The following is a 20,218-nucleotide window of genomic DNA, read 5'->3' as shown; positions in this document are numbered from 1 at the left end:
GAGCCCCTTCACTACTCGTTGACCAGGCTGGTGCCGCCGGACATCTGGGCCAGCCGGAAGATCACGAACTCCGCCGGTTTCACCGGGGCGATGCCGACTTCGCAGATGACCTGGCCGAGGTCGATCCCCTCGGCCGGGTTGGTCTCGCGGTCGCACTTGACGAAGAAGGCCTCGTCCGGGGTGAGCCCGAACAACGCGCCCTTGCGCCACTCCATCACCAGGAACGCGCTGATCGTGCGCCGGATCCGCGCCCACAGCGCGTCGTCGTTCGGCTCGAACACGACCCACTGGGTGCCGCCGAGGATCGACTCCTCGAGGTAGTTGAACAGCCGCCGGACGTTCAGGTAGCGCCACGCCGGGTCGCTCGACAGCGTCCGCGCGCCCCAGACCCGGATGCCCTTGCCGGAGAACGACCGCACGCAGTTGACGCCGATCGGGTTGAGCAGTTCCTGCTCCGCCTTGGTCAGGTGCGTCTCGAGCGCGAGCGCGCCGCGGACGACCTCGTTGGCCGGGGCCTTGTGGACGCCGCGGGTGGCGTCGGTGCGGGCCCACACGCCGGCCATGTGGCCGCTCGGCGGGATGAACGCGTTGGTGCCCGACGCGGGGTCGAGGACCTGCACCCACGGGTAGTACAGCGCGGCGTACTTCGAGTCGTAGCCGGCCGCGTCCATCCGCCAGCTGCGGACTTCCTGGGGGTTGAGCGCCGGCGGCGGGTCGATGATCGCCATCCGGTCGCCCATCAGCTCGCAGTGCGCGATCATCGCCAGCTGGACGGCCTTGACGGTGTCGAGGTCGATCAGGTCGCGCTGGTAGGCGGCCATCAAGTCCGGCGCCGCGACCATGGTGATCTCGTCGATGGCCTCCAAGCCGCCGAACCCGGTCCGGTCGGCGACGTCGCCGACGTAGTCGTTCGCCGCGACCCGGCCCGGGACCGGCGGGGCCTCCGCCTCCTTCGGCGGCGCCGAGAGCACCGCGGTGCCCTTGTCGGGCTTGCTGACCGCGCCGCCGGTGGCGACCTCTTCGATGGTGATCAGGCCGGACTTCTCCCGCACCGCGGTGACGACGTTCTCCTTGGTGCGCTTGGTCGTCACGTTGTGCGTTTCGACGACCTTGCCGTCCTGCTTGACCAGCACGGTGAACCGGTCGTCGGCCGGGTTGTCGCCGGTCGGTTCGGCCACCTCGACGGTGATCTCGCCGCCCTGCTTGCCCTCCGGCAGCTCCTTCGCGACGAAGCGGTAGCCGCCGAGGACGGCCTGGCGGGCCTCGATCTGCTTCGGTGCGGCGCCGTTGTTCTGCGCGCGCGATCCGCCGATGCGGACGATGTAGCAGTTGCTGCCGCCGTTGAGGAAGTAGCCGTAGACCGACTGGGCCAGGTAGCAGCCTTCGAGGAAGTCACCGAAGGTCTGGGTGAACTGGCCCCAGTTGGACACCAGCGTCGGGGTGTTGAAGGGACCGTCCGCCGCGAAGCCGACGAAGGCGGCGACCGCGGTGCCCACGCCCTCGATCGGCCGTGCGCCCGCCTCGATCTCCTCGACGTACACCCCCGGCGTGAGATAGGTGGGCATGCGTGCCTCCCTTGTCGACGCACAAGTCTTGTCCCCGGCGATGCTGCTGCCAGGGCGTTCTGCGCGGAACGACCGTGCGGCTAGGCCCGCGGGAACCGATCTCTGCCCTTAAAGGCAACTGCCCGTTCGGGCAGCCGTGCCCGCCCGTCCGGTCGTTGGCAACCGGCCCGGCAGAGCCGACAGTTGAACGCATGCCAACGGGCCGGGACAAGGCGCCACGGGAGCCGTCCGGACAGCCGGCGCGGCCCGTCCGGCCCGCGACGCGGGCGACGCCGCCCGGGTTGCTGCGCCTGCAATCCTCGGCGGGCAACGCGGCGGTGTCGGGCCTGGTCGCGTTGCAGCGGCAGGGCTGCCCCGCTCCCCCGGTCGCGCCGCCCGGCGTGACGCCGGCGTCCGACCCGAAGTTCCAGTCGCTGAAGAACGACGTCGCCGGCAAGGCCAAGACGGCGAAGGCGCACCCGCCCGCCGGTGCGGAGGTCAAGCAGGCGCAGGACGCCGCGGTGGCGCCGCCCGACGACAAGGACGCGCAGGCCAAGGCCGCTCAGGCGGACAAGATGGCCGCGGCGAAGCCGGCCGGCTTCGACAAGGCGGCCTTCATCGCGGCGGTGAACACCGCGATCGCCAAGCAGGCACCGAAGAACCTCGACGAGGCCGACAAGTTCGCCACCTCCGGCAAGGCGGACCAGGTGAAGACCGAGGTGCTGGGCAAGGTCACCAGCGGCAAGGACGCCTCGGCCAAGGACGTCACCGACCGGACGAAGGAACCGCCGGACCCCGGCCGGGCCGTGGAAAAGCCGGTCACGCCGCTACCGCAACCACCGGCCCCGCCGGCGCTGGCGCCACCGGACGCGCGCATGGCGACCCCGGACAAGGCGCCGCCCGAGCAGACCGACTTACGCGCCGACCAGTGCGAAACCCAGGGCGCGATGGCCGCGGCGGACGTCACCGAGCAGCAGCTGGCCGAGTCCAACGAGCCGGAGTTCACCGGCGCACTGGCGGCGAAGCGGGAAGGCGAGCAGCACACGGCTTCGGCACCGGCCGCGGTCCGCGAGTCCGAGGCCGGGCAGCTGGCCGCGGTGACCGGCGCGGCCCAGGCGTCCGGCCAGGCGGCGATGACGGGCATGACGGGCGCGCGGTCGTCGTCGGGCCAGCGGGGCCAGGCCGCGAAGTCGGCCACGAAGTCGAAGGACGAGCAGGACCGGGCGCGGATCACCGGCGAGATCAAGGCGATCTTCGCCGAGACCAAGACGAAGGTCGAGGGCGTGCTGGGCGCGCTCGACGACCAGGTGGCGAAGAAGTTCGAGGCGGGCGAGGCGCAGGCCAAGGCCGCGTTCACCGCCGACCACCAGGCGCGGATGAAGCGGTACAAGGACGAGCGCTACGACGGGATCACCGGCGCGGCGCGCTGGGCGTACGACCTCTTCGCCGACTTGCCCGCCGAAGCGAACAACCTCTTCCTCGAGGCCAAGAAGGTCTACGAGTCGAAGATGCAGGGCGTCATCGGCGACATCGCGGACTTCGTCGGCCGGCAGCTGGGCGAGGCGAAGCAGCTGATCGCCGACGGCCGCGCCCGCGTGCAGCAGAAGGTGGCGTCCCAGTCACCGGCGTTGCGCAAGATCGCGGGCGAGGCGGCGAAGGAGTTCGGCGGCCAGTTCGACGACCTCGAGAAGTCCGTCGACGAGAAGCAGGATGCGCTGGTCGAGGACCTGGCCCAGAAGTACGGCGAGGCCCGCAACGCCGTCGACGAGGAGATCAAGGCGCTGCAGGCCGAGAACAAGGGCCTGTGGAGCAAGGCGAAGGAAGCCGTCGGCGGCGCGATCGAAACGATCCTCAAGCTGAAGGACATGCTGCTCGGCGTGCTTTCGCGGGCCGCGAACGCGGTCGGGTTGATCATCGCGAAGCCGATCGAGTTCCTCGGCAACCTGGTCAACGCGGTCAAGACCGGCGTCATGAACTTCGGCGCCAACATCGTCCAGCACCTCAAGGACGGCCTGAAGGGGTGGCTGCTGGGCAACCTGGCCAGCGCGGGCATCGAGATCCCGGAAGCGCTGGACGCCAAGGGCATCCTGAAGATGGTCCTGTCGCTGCTGGGCCTGACCTGGGCCAGTGTCCGCGCGCGGATCCTGCGGTTCATCCCGGAGCCGGTGCTGGCGAAGCTGGAGCAGACCCTCGACGTCGTCAAGATCCTGCTCACCGAGGGCGTGCCGGGCCTGTGGCGCTGGATCGTCGCGAAGCTGGGCGACCTGAAGGAGATGGTGCTCGGCCAGATCAAGGAATTCGTGATCGAGAAGATCGTCAAGGCGGGCATCACCTGGATCATCTCGATGCTCAACCCGGCGGCGGCGTTCATCAAGGCCTGCAAGGCGATCTACGACATCGTCATGTTCTTCGTGGACAAAGCCGCGCAGATCAAGGAGTTCGTGGATTCGGTCCTGGACTCGGTGGAGTCGATCGCCCGCGGTGGCGCGGGCGCGGTGGCGGGCCTGATCGAGCGGACGCTGGCGAAAGCGTTGCCGATGGTGCTGGGGTTCCTGGCCAGCTTGCTGGGGCTGGGCGGGATCTCGGAAAAGATCAAGTCGGTGCTGGAGAAGGTCCAGGCCCCGGTCGGCAAGGTGATCGACTCGGTCGTGGGGACGATCGTCAAGGCGGGCAAGAAGGTCTGGAGCAAGTTCAAGGGCAAGAAGGGCAGCGGGGTGCCGGACCCGCGCAGTGCCGGCCAGAAGCAGCAGGCTCTGGCCCAGGCCAAGCAGGCGGCCGACGCCGAGATGCGCAAGCCGAACGCGACCCAGCACACCGTCGAAGCGGCGCTCCCGAAGATCAAGGACACCTACCAGCTCACGACCATCGCGCTGGTGCCCACGAGCAACGGCAAGTTCAAGACCCACCTGGAGGTCAACCCGACCGACGACACCGGCGAACTCCCGCTCGGGCCGATGGCGCCGGTCGACGAAGCGAAGGTCTACCTAGGCAAGCGGTTCGTCGTGAAGGCGACCAACCGGGTCGCCAAGGTCACCGACGTCCGCCCCGACGGCTGGGTGACGCTCCAGTACGAGCTGGAGCGCAACGCCGGCGGCCGGAGCAAGAGCTCCGAAGGGCGGCCGGCGTTCCCGGTGCTCAAGTTCCTGGCCAACACCCCGAACGGCGGTCCCGAACTCGCCCCGGCCGAAGGCGGCGCGAGCCAGACGCAGTACACGATCGACGGCAAGACGCTGCGGCCCGAGTACCACGACGTCCGCGCGGTCTTCTACGGCGGCTCCCACAAGTACAGCGGCCACGACGCCGCCAAGATCGCCGCGGTGATGCGGCCGGACGGGCTGACGTTCACCTGCCCGGGTGTCCCGTTCCTCGGCATCGCCCCGCACGTCGCCGCCCGCGTCAAGCCGAACAACGCCGACAACTACGCGCTGGACCACCGGAAGTCCGTGGCCGGGCACTGGAACACGCAGGGCCGGGAGAAGGGCCAGACCGACCGCTCGCAGTTCTACGCCGATCCGGGCAACCTCGAGGTCCTGTGCGCGTCGTGCAACAGCAAGAAGGGGTCCAAGGACGCCGACACGGGCGCGGCCGAGCGGTACCGCAAGGACGTGGAGATCCCGGGCTTCACCGGCCCCGACGGGAAAGAGTGACCCCGGCGAAGTCGCGCCGTCACGGGCGAGGAGTTCGTTCGAGCTTCGTCCAGCCGGTCCAGCCTCGCGTCCTCAGCAGCTCGACCAACCGGCGAGCCGGCGGCGCGGTGTCGAACGCCAAGAAGTCCATCAATTCCGCGAACGGTGGCTCGATGTCGATGCCGCCGGCATGGTCCTGCTCGCCGGCCAGCCGCGTGATGGAGGTGGCCAGCCTGTCGGCCAGCACGGTCAGCTCCCGGTCGTCGCCGGTGTGGTCGAGCACCTGCCCCAAGGTGAGGTAGAAGTCGATGAGCGGCGGGTCGGCGAGCCGCTCCCGCTTGCGCACCGCCCACTCCGGGATCCGCTCGGGCGAGTACGCGGTCAGCAGGATCCAGCCGTCCCGTTCGACCTGGACGATCCGCTCGTCGACGCCGAGCCCGCGCAGCCGGTCGAGGATCTCGACCACCTCCGGGGGCAGCGCCAAGCTGTCCCCCGCGGCGAGGCGGGCGATCCGCTCGCGATGCCGCTGCCGCTGCCGGATCTCCGCCCGCAGCCGCCGGTCGACGACGGCGACCGCCGCGGCGAACTCCTCCTCGCCGGCCTGGAGCAGCTCCCGCACCCGCGAGAGCGGGACCCCGGCCTCGGCGAGGGTCCTGATCCTGATCAGCTCGACCACGGCACCGGCGTCGTACCTCCGGTAACCGGAGTGGTCGCGCCCGGGCTCCGGCAGCAGTCCCTTGGCGTGGTAGTGCCGCACCGCGCGCACCGTCACCCCGGCGTACGACGCCAGCTCGCCGATGGTCAGCATCGGTCCAGTGTCTCGCGGATCAGCCCGGCGATTTCCGGAGCGTGGGTGACGACGAGCCGGTGGTCGGCGTCGAGCCAGGACGCCGAGACGCGCGGCCGCTCGCGGACGAGCCGCTCGATCCCGGCCCGCCAGTTCCGGTTGCGCCACCGGGTCCGTTCGTCGCCGCCGGTCCCGGCCATCGAGGCAGACATGATCAGGTGGATCGGGCGGTCGATCTTCCGGTACCGGTCCAGGATCCCGGCGCGCACCCCCTCGAGCTCAAGGTTCAGGTCGAGGAAGTCCTGCGGGGTCAGCAGCACCTGACGCGCAGTGCCCTCGGCCCGCTCGAGCTCGTGCCGCAGTCCCTCCGCCATCGCGCGGAACTCCGGCAGGCCGGCCTCGGTGACGAACGGTTCGGGCACCGGGTTCGCGCCGTCGACGAGGACGAGCCCGGCCACGGCGTCCGGGTGCTCGGCGGCGTAGTGCACGGCCAAGTCCGCGCCCAGCGAGTGCCCGGCAAGGGTGGGCGCCGACGGCAGGTCCCGGTGTCCCAGCTCCGTCATCACGGCCGCGAAATCGCCGAGGAACGCCTCGAAGGTGTACCGGCCGGCGGGCGACGAGAGGCCATGGCCCCTCAGGTCGAAGGCCACCACGCCGTGGTCGCGGCGCAGCAGCTCGATCAGCTCGTGCAGGTCGGCCTGGGTCGTGAGGAGCCCGGGACAGAGGACCAGCGGCCGTCCCCGGCCACCGCGGGAGACCCGGATCGAGACGCCGTCGTGGCGGACCTCGAAGTGCTCGGTTTTCGTCGTCATGGCCACCATGCTGGCGGGTTGCCCCTGCGTCAGGGTCAACCCCGCGGGCGACCGGACCCTCGTGCGGTCCTAAGCCTCTTCTTCGGCCTCTTCCTCACGCTGCACGAAGGTCTGCGCCATCTTCTCTTCGCCTTCCTCGGCCTCCGGCGCTTCCTCCCGCTGGACCGCCGCCGACTCCTCCGAGGAAGCCGCGGAATGCCCGCCGTCTTCGCACCGCTGCACCGCGGGGCCGGCCGGTGCGGGCGAAGACATCAGCCGGTCCGCGTTCGACACGGCTTCGCGCTCGAAGCGGTCCGAAGGATCCGACACCTTGACCCCGCCCCCGGCGTCCGTCCCGTCCACCGGCCCGCTCCGCTGCTGCACCACGTGCGTCAGCTCGTGCGCCAGCATGTGCTTGCCGGAATCCGAAGACGGGTCGTACTTGTCGCGCTGGAACACGATGTTCGAGCCCACCGTGTACGCCTGCGCGTTCACCGACTTCGCCGAGTCGTGCGCCGCCCCGTCCGTGTGGACCCGGACGTCGCCGAAGTCGTGGCCGAAGCGGGTCTCCATGTCCTCGCGGGTCGCGGTGTCCAACGGGGAGCCGCCGCCGGAACCGACGACGTCGTGGACCGGTGAGCGCTCCTCCTCCACCAGCGAAGACGTCCCCGCGTTGCCCACCGCGCGCTGCAGGCCCAGCAGGCCCGCCGGGCCCAGGACGTCGGTGCGGCCGGCCGCGGCCGCGCGGCCCAGGAGGTCGTGGTCGTCCCGCTCGATGCGGTCGCCCTTCGGCCGCAGGGCCGGTTCGAGGTCGTTTTCGTGACTGTGCCCGCGCATGACAGCTCCCTCCGCCGCCCGTAAAGCTTGCCCCGCCGCCGCGCCGCGCGCCAGACTGGCGGGCCCGTCCGGAAGGGCAGCGAAACCTGCCCCCAGGGGCAGTTCAGCCGTCCGTCACCATCGCCAGGTAGGGCCCGAACTCCCGGTCGAGGCAGAGCCGGCCCAGCTTGCGGTACTCCCGCGCGACCGCGCCGACCAGGTCGCTCATCGCCACCGGGCGGCCCGCCTCGGCGGCCAGGTACGCCCCGGTGACCGCGGCCGACCGGATGTGCCCGCCGGCCAGTTCGAACGCCTCGGCGAGGAACCCCAGGTCCAGGTCCGCCCCGCGCGGCATCCGGACGCCCAGGCAGCGGTCCCAGAGCCGGTGCCGGAGTGCGACGTCCGGCAGCGGGAAGTCGACGATGACGTCGAGCCGCCGGGTGAAGGCCTCGTCGAGGTTCGCCCGCAGGTTGGTGGCCAGTACCGCGATCCCGTCGAACGTCTCCATCCGCTGCAGCAGGTACGCGCTTTCGATGTTGGCGTACCGGTCGTGCGCGTCGCGGACCTCGGACCGCTTGCCGAAGATCGCGTCCGCCTCGTCGAAGAGCAGGACGCCGTTGACCCCGGACGCCTCGGTGAAGATCCGCTCCAGGTTCTTCTCCGTCTCGCCGACGTACTTGTCGACCACGGTCGCCAGGTTCACGGTGTAGAGGTCCAGCCCGAGCGACGAGGCGATCACCTCGGCGGACATCGTCTTGCCGGTCCCCGAATCCCCGGCGAAGAGCCCGGTGACGCCCCGGCCGCGGCCGCCGCCCGGGCGCATCCGCCAGTCGTCGAGCACCTGGTCGCGGTAGCGCGCCCGGGCCGCGAGTTCGTCCAGCAGCGAGAGCACGCCCGCCGGCAGCACCAGGTCGGGCCAGCCGACGACCGGTTCGATCCGCCGCGCGAGCCGTTGCAGGCCGGCCGCGTTCTGGCTGCGCGCCCCCGCCCGGACGTGGGCGGTGCGGACCAGCCCGTCGTCGGCCAGCGCGGTCACCGACGCCGCCTTCGCCGCGCGGGCGATCTGCCCGGGGCCCAGCACGAAGTGGGCGGTCTCCTCCCCCGGGTCGACGCCCGGGGCGAGCCGGCCGTCGAGGCGGCTGCGCCAGAGTTCCGCGCGGGCGGCGCCGGACAGCGGCAGCGCGTCGAGCTGCAGCGGCGGCGTCGCGCTCCAGCGCGGGTCCCAGGCCCCGGTGCCGTGCGCCACCAGCGGGATCGCCGGGTGCGCCAGGTCCTCCAGCCGCGGGTCCTCGACCGGGCCCAGCACGATCCCGGCGCCCCGCAGCAGCGCCTCCCGCCGCAGCGACGCGGTGAGCTCGGCGTGGCCGGGCTCGGCCTGCCAGCGCGCCGCGTCCACCACCAGCGCCGGGTAGCCGGCCTCGGCCAGCGCGCCGACGCCGAGCTCCTCGGCCCCGCCACCGGGCTGTTCCTTCAGGTAGACGAGCCCGACCCGGCCGCGGATCGCGCGGGCGAGCCGCTCCCGGCCGGGCACTTCGACGAGCTCGGTGCCCAGGTGCGCGCAGCCGGCGAGCTCGGGCGCGAGCCGGTCGTCGCCGAGCAGGTGGTTGACCACCCGGTCGGGGACGCGCAGCGTGCGCGAGAGGAACGGCCGTTCGTCTTCGCCCACCGTGAGCAGGCCGCAGGTGACCAGCGGCGAGTCGGCGTCGAGCCGGGCGCGGCCGGCGGCCGACGCTTCGGGGAGGCCGCACAGCCGCAGCGCGAGCCCGGCGCTGGCGCGGCGTCGGGTCACGTCGTCGTTGAGGTAGCCGTAGAACTGCTCGAACCGGCTGTCCAGGTCAGGGGCGAGCGCGACCAGCAGCAGTTCGACGTCGACGCCGGTGAGTCCCGCGCGTTCGGCGAGCAGGCGCAGCCGGCCGTCCGGGACGGAGTCGGCGAACGGCGTGAACGGCTCGCGGAGCCCGTCCAGCAGCGCATCGATCGTCTCGTTGGACAGGTACAGGCCGCGGAACGGGTCGTCGGGGTTCGGGTCGGCCGCGCGACGGCTGTCGACGGCGTCGCGGATGCGCTGTTCGAGCCGGGCCAGCCGCTCGAACAGGTACTCCAGGCTCACCGGGGCTTCCGGTGGGTGCGCGCCATCGCGACCCGGCGCTGCCCTTCGACGGCCCCGGTCGCGGACACGTGGTGCCCGAGGAGCTCGCCGTCGCCGGTGTCGAGCTTGAGGCCTTCCTTGGCGGGCGGCCCGGCCGGGTAGACGCGTCCACTGTGGATCGGCGCGGAGACGACGACGTCCAGCGACGGCTTGAGTTCGCCGCCCAGCGCGGTCCACACGTCGGCGAACGCGCGGTCCTCCGGAGGCGGCAGCGCGACGGTCATCGGCACCGGCAGCCCCATTTCGGCCAGCGAACCGGTGAGCATCCCGGCCGGCACGGCTTCGTGGCGCAGCAGGCCGAGCAGCAGGTCCGACAGCACCCGGTGCTCGTCCTCGGGCCGCTGGGTCCAGGCGGTGACCAGGTAGGACAGCTTGACGTGCTTGGGCGGCAGGTGCCGCGCCGCGACCTCGCCGCGCTGGTCGTACTCGTTGAGCAGCCCCCGCGACCGGCGGCGCATGTCCTCGCGCACGTCGTAGAGGTAGATGTTCACCGTCGGCGCGTTGCGCCGGGCGGCCCAGTCCTTGGTGGGCGCGTCGAAGGCGACGTCGACCTCGCTGCCGCGCAGCGCCTCGTCCTTCACCAGCCGGCGCAGCGCCTCGTCGACCTCGTGGATCACCGGCGGACCTCCTCGCACTGGCGGTGCGTCCACGATGATCGCGACCGGGCGCCCCGGCCAGCCGCGCAGCGGCAAACCTTCGGGTACGCCCGGCTGCCCGTATGGGCAACGCGCCTCCGCTTACCCCGGCATTCGCGAAGGTGCCGACCGCCCACACGCCGGTGGCGCCGGCCGGCACCGGGCAAGTCGCCGGCCGGCACGCGGGTTCAAGTCACGCCGTTCCAGCGCTCGATGAGCGACCGGACCGGGGTGCGCGGCTCCCACATGTGGCCCATCGCCCGGATCCGGTCGGGCGCGGCGGCGGCGATCCCGGTGAACCGGGCGTAGCCGTCCTTGCCGGCGGCGGGATCGCGACCACCGACCCCGGGCTCGCGGTGCCCGGACCCGGTTCACGTCCGATCTTGTAACCGGGCCCGGTGCCGGGACGACTACCGCTTCAAGAGAACGAGGTGGCGCGCATGCGACGGATTTCCGGCCCGGCCGGCCTGGCCCTGGGCCTGCTGGTGGCCGGCTGCGGCGGGCCCGCGCCACCGGGGACGCCAACACCGCTCGCCACCGGCACCGCGACCACGGCCTCGGCCGCCGAATCGGCCACCGGCGGGAGCGGACCGGCGTCGACCGCCGCGCCGGGAAGTTCGCCGGGGACCGTGGTCTCCCGGACCGCCGGGTCGTCCACCGCGAAGACGTCCCGCAATCCCCCGACGCCCAAGCCCGCACCCACGACGGCGAAACCGCCGGCGAAGGGGTCGCCCGTGCGGACCGCGCCCATCGAGATCATCGGTACGTCGTACGCCGCACTGGGACCGGTGACCGAGGCGCAGCTCGCGGACGAGTGCGGTGGCACCCTCTGCGTCACGCTGCGGGAGACGATCGAAGGACCGCCGGACCCGAGGCAGGACTGCACGGTCAAGCGGATCATCCAGTCGGTGCCGATCTACCGCGGCGACACCATCACCTTCGTGCTCTCCGACCCCTGCGGGGACTTCACCGAGCCACCCGAACCCACCGGGTAGCGGCGGCGATGGCGAACCGGCTCCGGTCCCTGCGGCCCCCGGCCCCTCCGGCGGAGGCGAAGCCCGAAAGCCCGTCGAAGGCGCTCCGCCTGCTCGGCTCGGTGCTCGCACCGACGACCGTGCTGACCGGGCTGCTGTTCTTCTTCGGCCGCCAGCACGCCAACTGGCTCCTCGACTACTTCGGCGTCCCGCTCTCGACGACCGGCCTGACCGCGCAGGACTACCTGGTCCGCAGCGCGGACGGCCTCTTCGCCCCGATCGCCGTCGTGCTGGCCGCGGTGTTGACGCTCCTGTGGCTGTACCGCTTCCTGCGCGCCCGGCTCGGCGACGCGGCGTGGGAGCGGCTGCTCCGCCTCGCGACCCCGGTGGCCGTCGGCTGCGGGCTGGCCGGGTTCGCGGTGGCGGCCGTCGGCGTGGTGCGTCCCGAAGCGTTCGCCTCGTCGTACTCGGTGCCCGGCGCCGGGCTCTCCCTCGGCGTCCTGTTCCTCGTGTCCGCCTCGCGCCTGCTCGCGGCCCGGGCCCGGCGGCCGCTCCCGGCCTCGGTGGCGACCGCCGAGTGGCTGGCGGCGTTCGCGCTGGTCAGCGTGGGTCTCTTCTGGGCCGTGGCCGACTACTCCGCTTCGGTCGGCGTCGGCCGGGCCATCCAGATCGAGGCGGCGCTGGCCGGGCCGCCGGAGACCGTCCTCTACAGCGCCAAGAGCTTGAACCTCACCGCGCCGGGTGTGCGCGAAACCGCCTGCCGCAACCCTGACACCGCCTACCACTACCGGTACACCGGGCTGAAGCTGATCCTGCAGTCCGGCGGCCAGTACTTCCTCCTGCCCGTGCGGTGGCACAAGGCGGACGGGACCGCCGTGGTGCTGCCACGCACCGACGCCCTGCGGCTGGAGTTCACCCCGGCCGCGGACCCGGACGCACCCTGCTGAGCGAGCCGGGTCCGCGCGGTGCGGACCCGGCTCGCTCAGCCTCGGCTGCGATCGGGAGCGTCAGCCCCGGTCGTAGTCGAAGTCGCTGTCCGCGTCGTGGTCGGCCCAGACGTTGTCGTCGTCCGTGGCGTCGGCCACCGCCGTGACCGAGTGGGCGGCGGCACCGCCCACACCGGCCGCGGTGTACCAGGCGTGGTAACCCGCGTAGTCCGGCACGGCCACCGCGTGCGCACCCTCCGACGATGCGCCGTACGGGCCGGCCGTGTACTTCTCCGCGTCGTACGTGGCGTGGTGCTCACCCGCGTGGCTGACGACGTGCGCCGAGGTGGCGCCGTCCGCCCCGGCCGAGTGCTGCTCGGCGTAGTAGCCCACGTCGTCGGCGTCATCGTCGTCGGCGGCGTAGACCGGGTGGACGACGTAGCCGGCCGGCTCCTGGTTCACCAGGTCGGGGTGGCTCATGACGTGGTGGTGCTCGGTCACGTCGGGAGCGTCGTGGTCGTAGTCGCCGTTGACGTAGTGGTGGTGGCCGCCGTCGTAGTCGCCGCCGTCGTAATCGCAGTCGTCGTCGTCCCCGTCGTGCCAGCCGCCCTGCGCCGGGTGGTGCCAGGCGTGGTTCCAGCCGTCGTCGCCGGACTCGCCGCTGTGCGTGACGTAGGCGCCGCCGATGCCGGCCACGGCCGAGTCGGAGTCCGACCAGTGGTGTCCCCACCAGGTCGTGCCTTCGTCGGTGTCGGTCGTGCCCGCGCCGCCGATGCCGGCCCAGCTGCCGGAGCTTTCGGCGCTCCAGGAGTCGTTCGGCCAGCCGAGCGGCTGCGCCGTCGACGGCCCGGCGATGACGAGGGAAAGCGGCAACGCGAAAGCGCCGGCGACTGCCAGTCGTCGCAATGTGGACATGATTTTTCGGGGTTCCTTCCTGAGTGCGGCAACCGGGTTTCATTCGGGGCCCGGACGCCGGGGCAGAAGTTCTGTCCGATAGGTGACGTTACCGCCCCCATGGGGTCTCGATGCGGCTTTGACCTGCGCAAATACCCGATCGGTGCGTCGGTACGCACCGAGTGGAGGACAGTCCGGGAATGGGGTCGGACCAGCCTAGTTCGCCGCAGCCGGAGTGGCCGGAATGAATGGCGGGAAATCACTCGCTCAGGTAGTCCTCGGTTTAGCGGAAAGAACCGTGGTCCCCGGACGGGACGGCTCGGCGGGCCCGGCGGGCCCGGCGGGGGCCACCGGGGCCGCCGTCGGCCGATCGACCCCGGCCGCACTCCGCCGGGCGGCCGCCCGGAGCGCGGCAGGTGGCTCACCCACGGAGAGCCGGATGGGCGTCCCGAGCGCCGCATCGGCGGCGAATTCCGGCCACGAGCCGCCGCCGGGCCACGGTAACAGAACCGTCCACCGATTGTTCCCACGGTATTCACAGTCGTGGAGTAATCACTGGTTTTTTCGGTACCTGGTACACCCGAAAAGCGCAGGAATGGACTCGTTCGGCCCAAGCCATTGCGCGGTCAATTGCGTAGGTTCACGGCATGTCGCCGATCAGATCCATTTTGGCTGTCGTTCTGCTGGCCGCGTTCGTGGTGCCGCCCGGCCCGGCGGTGGCCGCCGCCGAAGTGACGCCCGGGCCGGTGTGCGATCACCAGCCACTGGCCAACACGACGGCCCCCGCGGGCGCGGTCGCCATCGACGCCGCGGTGCCCGGCGACCTCTACCACAAGTCGCAGGAGTCGCCGCCCGGCACGACGTTCTGGCTGCCCGCGGGCACGCACCTGCTGGCGACGGACCCGTTCGGCCAGGTCATCCCCAAGGACGGCGACGTCTACCTCGGCGCCCCGGGCGCGGTGCTCGACGGGCAGGGCATCAACCGCGCGGCCTTCACCCAGCAGGCGAAGGACGTCGTCATCCGCGGGCTCACCATCCAGAACTTCGTCGCCCCGCAGGACCAGGGCGTGGTGAACCACGATTCCGGCGAACATTGGATCATCGAAAACACCACCGTGCAGAACAACAAAGGCGCGGGAATCATGGCCGGTGCCCGCCAGGAGGTGCGGCACAGCTGCCTGCGCAACAACGGGCAATACGGCATGAACGCCTACCGATCGGACAGCACGATCACCGCGCTGATCATCGAAGGCAACGAAATCTCGGGGAACAACACCGACGACTGGGAAACGCGCAGTCCCGGATGCGGCTGCAGCGGCGGGGTCAAGTTCTGGGTCGTCGACAAGGCCGACGTCCGCGGCAACTGGATCCACCACAACCACGGCGCCGGGCTCTGGGCCGACACCGACAACAACGACTTCCTGATCGAGAACAACCTCATCGAGGACAACGACGCCGAGGCGCTGTTCTACGAGATCAGCTACAACCTCGTGTTCCGCGACAACGTCCTGCGCCGCAACAGCCTGGTGGCGGGCAAGCGCCGCGCCGACCGCGGTGACAACTTCCCGGTGGCGAGCGTCTACCTGTCCGAGTCGGGCGGCGAGCCGCGCGTGCCGGCCCGGACCCACCTCATCGACATCTACGACAACACCTTCGAGGACAACTGGTCCGGCATCACCGCCTGGGAGAACGCCGACCGGTTCTGCAACAGCCCGGCCAACACCTCGATCAACACCTGCACCAAGCTCGTCGCCGACCGGACGCAGTGCTCGGCGCCCGGCATCGCGTCGCCGCCGCTGTACGACGACTGCCGCTGGAAGACCCAGCTGGTCGAGGTGCACGACAACACGTTCCGCTTCGACCCGGCCGTCGCCGGCTGCACGAACGGGGTCTGCGGCAAGATGGCGCTGCTGTCCAATTGGGGGACGTACCCGTCCTGGTCGCCGTACCAGGGCAAGATCGTCCAGGACGCCATCACCCGCGACCAGGGCAACTACTGGTTCAGCAACTCCTACTACGGCCCCTGGAAGTTCGTCGCGGGCGACACGTCCCGGATCCTGACGGCCGACGAGTGGCAGTCGATCCCCTGGTACCAGGACAACTGCGCGACCTTCGACGACGTGATGCCGCGCTGCTGATCGGCGTGCTCAGTGCGCGGAGGCGCCGGAAAGCAGGCCCAGCACGGCGGCGGACTTCGCTTCGTCCAGGAACCGCAGGCCCATGAAGTTGTCGCCGGGGTTGAAGCCGGGCAGCGCCCAGATCGCCTCGTAGGGCAGCTCGACGCGCCGGTAGCGACGCAGGCTGTAGACGTTGCTGAACAGGCACTTGCCCGGGTCCGGGTTCCAGAGGCGGCGCGCGAAGGCGGGGTTGCGGAACCCGTGGCCCACCTCCGCCGCGGCCTGGACGTGCTTGCGGCCGGTGAAGAGCACGACGTCGCCGGTGGTCACGGTGTCCATCCGGCGGTCGTACTTGTCCCTCGCACCCCAGAACCGGGCCCGGCCGCCCGGGTGCAGGGCGTCGAGGCGGGCCAGGTCCGCGGGCTCGAGCAGGTCGGCGAGCTCGCGGAAGGCAACGGTCCGGTCGAGGGATTCCGCGCCGTAGCGGCGGGCGTCCGCGGTGCCGTAGGCGGGTTGGACGAAGACCTGGGCCACGGTGGGAAACGGTAGCTCAGCCGCCGTGGGTGGTGCCGCTCTGGTAGTCGGTGTAGGTGTACGGGTTGTCGAGGATCTTCGCCTCGGGGACGTCGGGGTTCATCCCCTGCTGCCACGCCTCCTCGCCCAGCTGGGCGCGCAGGTGCTCCACCGTCCCCTCGACGTGCCGCCGGACGGCGGGCAGGTCGGCGCCGACCAGCTTGCCGTCGCGCTTGACCACCCGGCCGCCGACCAGCACGGTGTGGACGTCGGCGCGCTGGGCCTGGAACGCCACGTGGCCGTACGGGTTCAGCAGCGGGAACGACACCGGGGAGTCGTCGTTCTTCAGCAGCACGACGTCGGCTTTCTTGCCGACCTCGAGGCTGCCCAGGTCCGAGCGGCCCAGGGCCGCGGCACCGCCGCGGGTGGCCCACTCCACCACCTGTTCCGCGCGCAAAGCCGCGTGCGTCACCGTTTCGCCCGTGGCGTGGGCCTCCAGGTGCTCCCGGGACCGGTCGGCGCCCAGGGTGGCGCGCATGGCCGAGAACAGGTCGCCGCTCCACCACACCGAGGTGTCCATCGACAGCGACACCGGGATGCCGTACTTGCGCAGCGCCCAGGTGGGCGGATAGCCCTGGCCGGCGCTCTGCTCGCTCTCGGTCGAGACCGACACCGAGCCGCCGGTGGCGGCGATGCGGTGGTAGGAGTCGGCCGACAGCGAGGCGCCGTGGACGTAGATCGTCTCGGGCGTCATGAACCCGTGGTCGTACATCAGCCGGATGCCGTCGTCGCCGGTCGCGCCCCACACGCCGGCGTGCGTGGTCACCGGCACGCCGAGGTCGCGGGCCACTTCGAAGGCCGGCTTCTCGGGGAACGCCGGGTCACCGGTGACGTCGAAGGCGAGCTGGAAGCCGAGGTCACCACCCGTGCGCCGCGAGACGAAGTCGCGGAACTCCCCCGTGCCCGTCCAGTTCGCCGGGGCGTCCTGGATGTTGCCGTAGGCCAGGACGAACCGGCCGGGCACGGCTTCGAGCGCGTCGGCCGCCGCGTCGGCGTGCCCGGTGGTCTGCAGGCCGTGGGACCAGTCGACGGTGGTCGTGACGCCCGCTTCCAGGGCCTCCCACGCGCCGAGCAGGTTGCCCGCGTAGATGTCCTCGGGGCGGAACACCTTGCCCCACTCGAGGTAGTACCAGACGAAGTACTGGGTCAGCGTCCAGTCGGCGCCGTAGCCGCGCATGGCCGTCTGCCACAGGTGGCGGTGAGTGTCGATCATCCCGGGCATGACGATGCCGCCGGAGGCGTCGATCTCGGTCGTGCCCGCCGGGACCTCCAGCGCGGGCCCGATCGCGGTGATCCGGTCGCCTTCGACGAGGACGTCTTCGCCGGTGAGGACGCGGCGCGCGTCGTCGAGGGTCAGCACGGTGCCACCCCGCAGGACGATCGATCCGGACATGACTGCCTCCATTACGAGCACTGCGTACACTTGTCCGCTCCACGGACATTCGGCGGGTGAAGTCACCTTTGCCCAGTGCCGCGCCGGTGTCAATCCCCGCGGCTACGCTGCGGGCAGGACCATCGGAGAGGGAGGTGGCGCATGCCACGCGAGGGAACCGGTCCCGATTTCATCGAAGCGCTGGCGCGCGGGCTCGAGGTGATCACGGCGTTCGGGCCGCACCGGCCGGAGATGACGCTCGCCGAGGTGGCCACCGCCACCGGCCTGGCCCGCCCGACCGCCCGCCGGATCCTGCTCACCCTCGAAGAACTCGGCTACGTCCGCACCGACGGGCGCGGCTACGCCCTGACCCCGCGCGTGCTCGACCTCGGCGTCGCCTACGTGCGCTCGATGGGCCTGTGGGACGTCGCCCGGCCGCACCTGGAGCGCCTGGTCGCCCGCACGAACGAGTCGTGTTCGATCGCCCAGCTCGACGGCTCGGACATCGTGTACGTCGCCCGGGTCGCGGTGCCGAAGATCGTCGGCCTGAGCGTGCAGATCGGCACCCGGTTCCCGGCGTTGCCGACGTCGCTGGGCAAGGTCCAGCTGGCGGCGCTGCCGCCGGCGGAGCTGGAGGCGGTGCTCGCGGAACCGACCCGGTCGGGGCTGGTGCCGCGCTGGCAGCCGGACCGCGCCGAGCGCGACGCCGAACTGCGTGAGGTCCGCGCCCGCGGCTGGGCGCTCACCGACGAGCAGCTCGCGCTGGGCATCCGGTCGGTGGCCGCGCCGCTGCGCGACGGGTCCGGGCGGGTGATCGCCGGGGTCAACGTCAACTGCCATGCCGCCGAGACACCGGTCGAGAAGCTGCTGGACCACCACCTGCCGCTGCTGCTGCAGACCGCCGGCGAGATCAGCGCGGACTTCGCGCGGCTGGACGGCGTCCCGCACGTCACCGTGCCCGCACTCCCGTGACCGCGCCGCCTTCGACAGCGCTGCCTTGACCGGAACGGCACGCGGGAGCAAAATGCGGACACTAGTCCGACAGGCGGACACGAGTGGAGGCGTCGCGTGGAACCACCCCCCGGCCCGCTGTCCGGGCTGCTGGTCGCGGACTTCTCCCGGGTGCTGGCCGGCCCGTACGCCACGATGCTGCTCGCCGACCTGGGCGCCGACGTCGTCAAGGTGGAGGGGCCGCAGGGTGACGAGACGCGCACGTGGATGCCCCCGGTGCGCGGGGACGTCTCGACCTACTACCTCGGCGTCAACCGCGGGAAGCGGTCCATCGCGCTCGACCTGCGCGACGAGGCCGACGCCGTCGTCGCGCGCGAGCTGGCGGCCCGCGCGGACGTGCTGATCGAGAACTTCAAGCCCGGCGGGCTGGCCAAGTACGGCCTGGACTACGAGACGGTCCGCCGGGTCAACCCCGGCAGCGTCTACGCCTCGATCAGCGGGTTCGGCGCCGGCGAAGGCGCCCACGTGCCCGGCTACGACCTGATGGTGCAGGCGATCTCGGGGCTGATGAGCCTGACCGGCGATCCGGACGGCCCGCCGTACCGGGCCGGGATCTCGGTGTTCGACGTCATGGCGGGCAACCACGCGGTGATCGGCATCCTGGCCGCGCTGCGCCACCGCGACGCGACCGGTGCGGGCCAGCACGTCGAGGTCAACCTACTGTCCTCGGCGCTGACCGGGTTGGTCAACCACAGCTCGGCCTTCGCCGCCGGTGGCGTGGTGCCGTACCGGATGGGCAACGCCCACCCCAGCGTGTTCCCCTACGAACCGCTGCCGACCGCCGACGCCGACCTGATCGTCGCCGCGGCCAACGACGGGCAGTTCCGCCGGCTGTGCGAAGTCCTCGACCTGCCCGAGGTCCCGGACGACCCGCGGTTCGCCCGCAACGCCGACCGCACGAAGAACCGCGAAGAGCTCCGGCCGCTCCTGGTCGAGCGGCTGGCGAAACGCGGCGCGGTGGACTGGTTCGACGCGCTGACGAAGGTCGGTGTCCCGTGTGGACCGATCAACACGATCGACGGCGGGTTCGCGATGGCCGAACGCTTCGGCCTCGACCCGATCGTCGAGGTCGGCGCCGGCGACCGCGCGGTCCCGACGACCCGCCACCCCATCCGGTTCTCCGCGACCCCGGCCGGCTACCGGCTGCCGCCGCCGGAGCTCGACGAACACGGCGCCGAACTGCGGGCGTGGCTGACGGAGGCCGCCGATGGCTGACCCGGTCTACGAAACCGCCCTCGGGGCATCCACAAAGGACAAGATCACCCTGCTCGGGCAGGACCTGGCCGAGGACGTCATGGGCACGGTCGGGTTCGGCGAGCTCGCCTTCTGGCTGGCGACGCAGCGACGTCCGTCCAAAGGGGAAACCCGGGTCTTCGAGGCGGTGCTGGCCGCGCTGGCCGACCACGGCTTCACCCCGACCGCGATCGTCACGCGGCTGACGTACCTGTCCGCGCCGGACTCGGTCCAGGGTGCCCTGGCGGCCGGCCTGCTGGGCGGCGGGTCGCGGTTCCTCGGCGTCACCGAGGACTGCGGCCGCTTCCTGCACGACGTCCTTACCGGCGTCGAACGGCCCACCGACACCGAGGGCTGGGACGCACTCGCGCTCGAAACCGTCGAAAAGCGCCGCGCCGAAAAGAAGTTCGTCCCCGGCCTCGGGCACCACGTGCACAAGGACGGCGACCCGCGCACCCCGCGGCTGTTCGCCATCGCCGACGCCGAAGGCCTGCGCGGCCCGCACCTGGAGCTGTTCGCCGCGATCGGCCGGGTGCACCCGCGGGTGCTGGGCAAGACGCTGCCGCTCAACGGGGCCGGCGTCTGCGGCGCCGCGCTCGCCGACCTCGGGCTGCCGCTGGAGCTGCTGCGCGGGTTCGCGCTCCTGGCCCGCACCGCCGGGCTGATCGGCCAGCTCGCCGAGGAGCTGCGGCACCCCGTCGCGAACGACATCTTCCTGTCCGTCGACCTGAACAACCGGTCGGTCCCGCCGGATCCGCACGCGTGAGAGG

At 71.7% G+C, this 20,218-nt stretch carries 16 protein-coding genes; 7 read left to right on the top strand and 9 right to left on the bottom strand.

Annotation, left to right across the window (positions count from 1 at the left end; genetic code table 11):
• Nucleotides 1-11: 11 nt before the first annotated feature.
• A complete protein-coding gene (locus AB0M30_RS17710; RefSeq protein WP_364585082.1) occupies nt 12-1,565 on the bottom strand; it encodes a phage tail sheath subtilisin-like domain-containing protein in 1,554 nt (517 codons plus the stop codon).
• A 191-nt stretch (nt 1,566-1,756) separates the two neighbouring features.
• Between AB0M30_RS17710 and AB0M30_RS17705 the strand changes: the two genes are divergently transcribed.
• Nucleotides 1,757-5,191 carry a hypothetical protein gene (locus tag AB0M30_RS17705; protein WP_364585081.1) on the top strand — a complete coding sequence of 1,145 codons (3,435 nt, stop codon included), beginning with the start codon at nt 1,757-1,759 and terminating at the stop codon, nt 5,189-5,191.
• A gap of 19 nt (nt 5,192-5,210) precedes the next feature.
• Here AB0M30_RS17705 and AB0M30_RS17700 read toward each other — a convergent pair whose 3' ends face one another.
• The 5 genes from AB0M30_RS17700 to AB0M30_RS17680 form a co-directional block, all read right to left on the bottom strand.
• Nucleotides 5,211-5,978 (bottom strand): MerR family transcriptional regulator, encoded by a 768-nt coding sequence (locus AB0M30_RS17700; RefSeq protein WP_364585080.1) that lies wholly within the window; start codon nt 5,976-5,978, stop codon nt 5,211-5,213.
• Complete coding sequence (locus AB0M30_RS17695; RefSeq protein ID WP_364585079.1) at nt 5,972-6,769, bottom strand: alpha/beta fold hydrolase; 798 nt, start codon at nt 6,767-6,769, stop codon at nt 5,972-5,974. The genes AB0M30_RS17700 and AB0M30_RS17695 overlap by 7 nt, the downstream gene beginning before the upstream one ends.
• Before the next feature lie 69 nt (nt 6,770-6,838).
• Nucleotides 6,839-7,585 carry a DUF4157 domain-containing protein gene (locus tag AB0M30_RS17690; protein ID WP_364585078.1) on the bottom strand — a complete coding sequence of 249 codons (747 nt, stop codon included), beginning with the start codon at nt 7,583-7,585 and terminating at the stop codon, nt 6,839-6,841.
• Nucleotides 7,586-7,688: 103 nt separating this feature from the next.
• Nucleotides 7,689-9,674, bottom strand: coding sequence for an ATP-binding protein (locus tag AB0M30_RS17685; RefSeq protein ID WP_364585077.1), 1,986 nt, complete (start codon nt 9,672-9,674; stop codon nt 7,689-7,691).
• A complete protein-coding gene (locus AB0M30_RS17680; RefSeq protein ID WP_360181584.1) occupies nt 9,671-10,330 on the bottom strand; it encodes a DUF4255 domain-containing protein in 660 nt (219 codons plus the stop codon). The genes AB0M30_RS17685 and AB0M30_RS17680 overlap by 4 nt, the downstream gene beginning before the upstream one ends.
• Before the next feature lie 458 nt (nt 10,331-10,788).
• On the opposite strand from AB0M30_RS17680, the gene AB0M30_RS17675 reads away from it, so the two are divergent.
• Nucleotides 10,789-11,343, top strand: coding sequence for a hypothetical protein (locus tag AB0M30_RS17675; protein WP_364585076.1), 555 nt, complete (start codon nt 10,789-10,791; stop codon nt 11,341-11,343).
• Between the two features lie 8 nt (nt 11,344-11,351).
• Nucleotides 11,352-12,269: a hypothetical protein gene (locus tag AB0M30_RS17670; RefSeq protein ID WP_364585075.1), complete on the top strand. Its 918-nt coding sequence runs from the start codon at nt 11,352-11,354 to the stop codon at nt 12,267-12,269.
• Between the two features lie 60 nt (nt 12,270-12,329).
• Here AB0M30_RS17670 and AB0M30_RS17665 read toward each other — a convergent pair whose 3' ends face one another.
• Nucleotides 12,330-13,163, bottom strand: a complete 834-nt coding sequence (locus AB0M30_RS17665; protein ID WP_364585074.1) for a hypothetical protein — start codon at nt 13,161-13,163, stop codon at nt 12,330-12,332.
• 626 nt (nt 13,164-13,789) lie between these two features.
• Here AB0M30_RS17665 and AB0M30_RS17660 point away from each other — a divergent pair.
• Complete coding sequence (locus AB0M30_RS17660; protein ID WP_364585073.1) at nt 13,790-15,280, top strand: right-handed parallel beta-helix repeat-containing protein; 1,491 nt, start codon at nt 13,790-13,792, stop codon at nt 15,278-15,280.
• Between the two features lie 9 nt (nt 15,281-15,289).
• Here the strand turns inward: AB0M30_RS17660 and AB0M30_RS17655 are convergent, their stop codons facing one another.
• Entirely contained in the window at nt 15,290-15,793 is a 504-nt protein-coding gene (locus tag AB0M30_RS17655; RefSeq protein WP_364585072.1) for a hypothetical protein, read from the bottom strand.
• Nucleotides 15,794-15,809: 16 nt separating this feature from the next.
• Entirely contained in the window at nt 15,810-17,225 is a 1,416-nt protein-coding gene (locus AB0M30_RS17650) for an amidohydrolase family protein (protein WP_364585071.1), read from the bottom strand.
• 141 nt (nt 17,226-17,366) lie between these two features.
• Here AB0M30_RS17650 and AB0M30_RS17645 point away from each other — a divergent pair, with 141 nt between their 5' ends.
• The 3 genes from AB0M30_RS17645 to AB0M30_RS17635 all read left to right on the top strand — a co-directional run bounded on the left by AB0M30_RS17645 (nt 17,367) and on the right by AB0M30_RS17635 (nt 20,214).
• The gene (locus tag AB0M30_RS17645; protein WP_364585070.1) at nt 17,367-18,176 is read left to right on the top strand and encodes an IclR family transcriptional regulator C-terminal domain-containing protein; all 810 of its coding nucleotides are present in this window, start codon (nt 17,367-17,369) and stop codon (nt 18,174-18,176) included.
• Between the two features lie 96 nt (nt 18,177-18,272).
• A complete protein-coding gene (locus tag AB0M30_RS17640; RefSeq protein ID WP_364585069.1) occupies nt 18,273-19,430 on the top strand; it encodes a CaiB/BaiF CoA-transferase family protein in 1,158 nt (385 codons plus the stop codon).
• Nucleotides 19,423-20,214: a citryl-CoA lyase gene (locus AB0M30_RS17635; RefSeq protein ID WP_364585068.1), complete on the top strand. Its 792-nt coding sequence runs from the start codon at nt 19,423-19,425 to the stop codon at nt 20,212-20,214. Before AB0M30_RS17640 ends, AB0M30_RS17635 begins: the two co-directional genes overlap by 8 nt.
• The last annotated feature ends 4 nt before the right edge of the window (nt 20,215-20,218 follow it).

It is taken from the genome of Amycolatopsis sp. NPDC051716 (assembly GCF_040681595.1).
Taxonomy (GTDB): domain Bacteria; phylum Actinomycetota; class Actinomycetes; order Mycobacteriales; family Pseudonocardiaceae; genus Amycolatopsis.
Note: the sequence above shows the minus strand (reverse complement) of the source record. Positions and strands in the feature narration are given on the sequence as shown.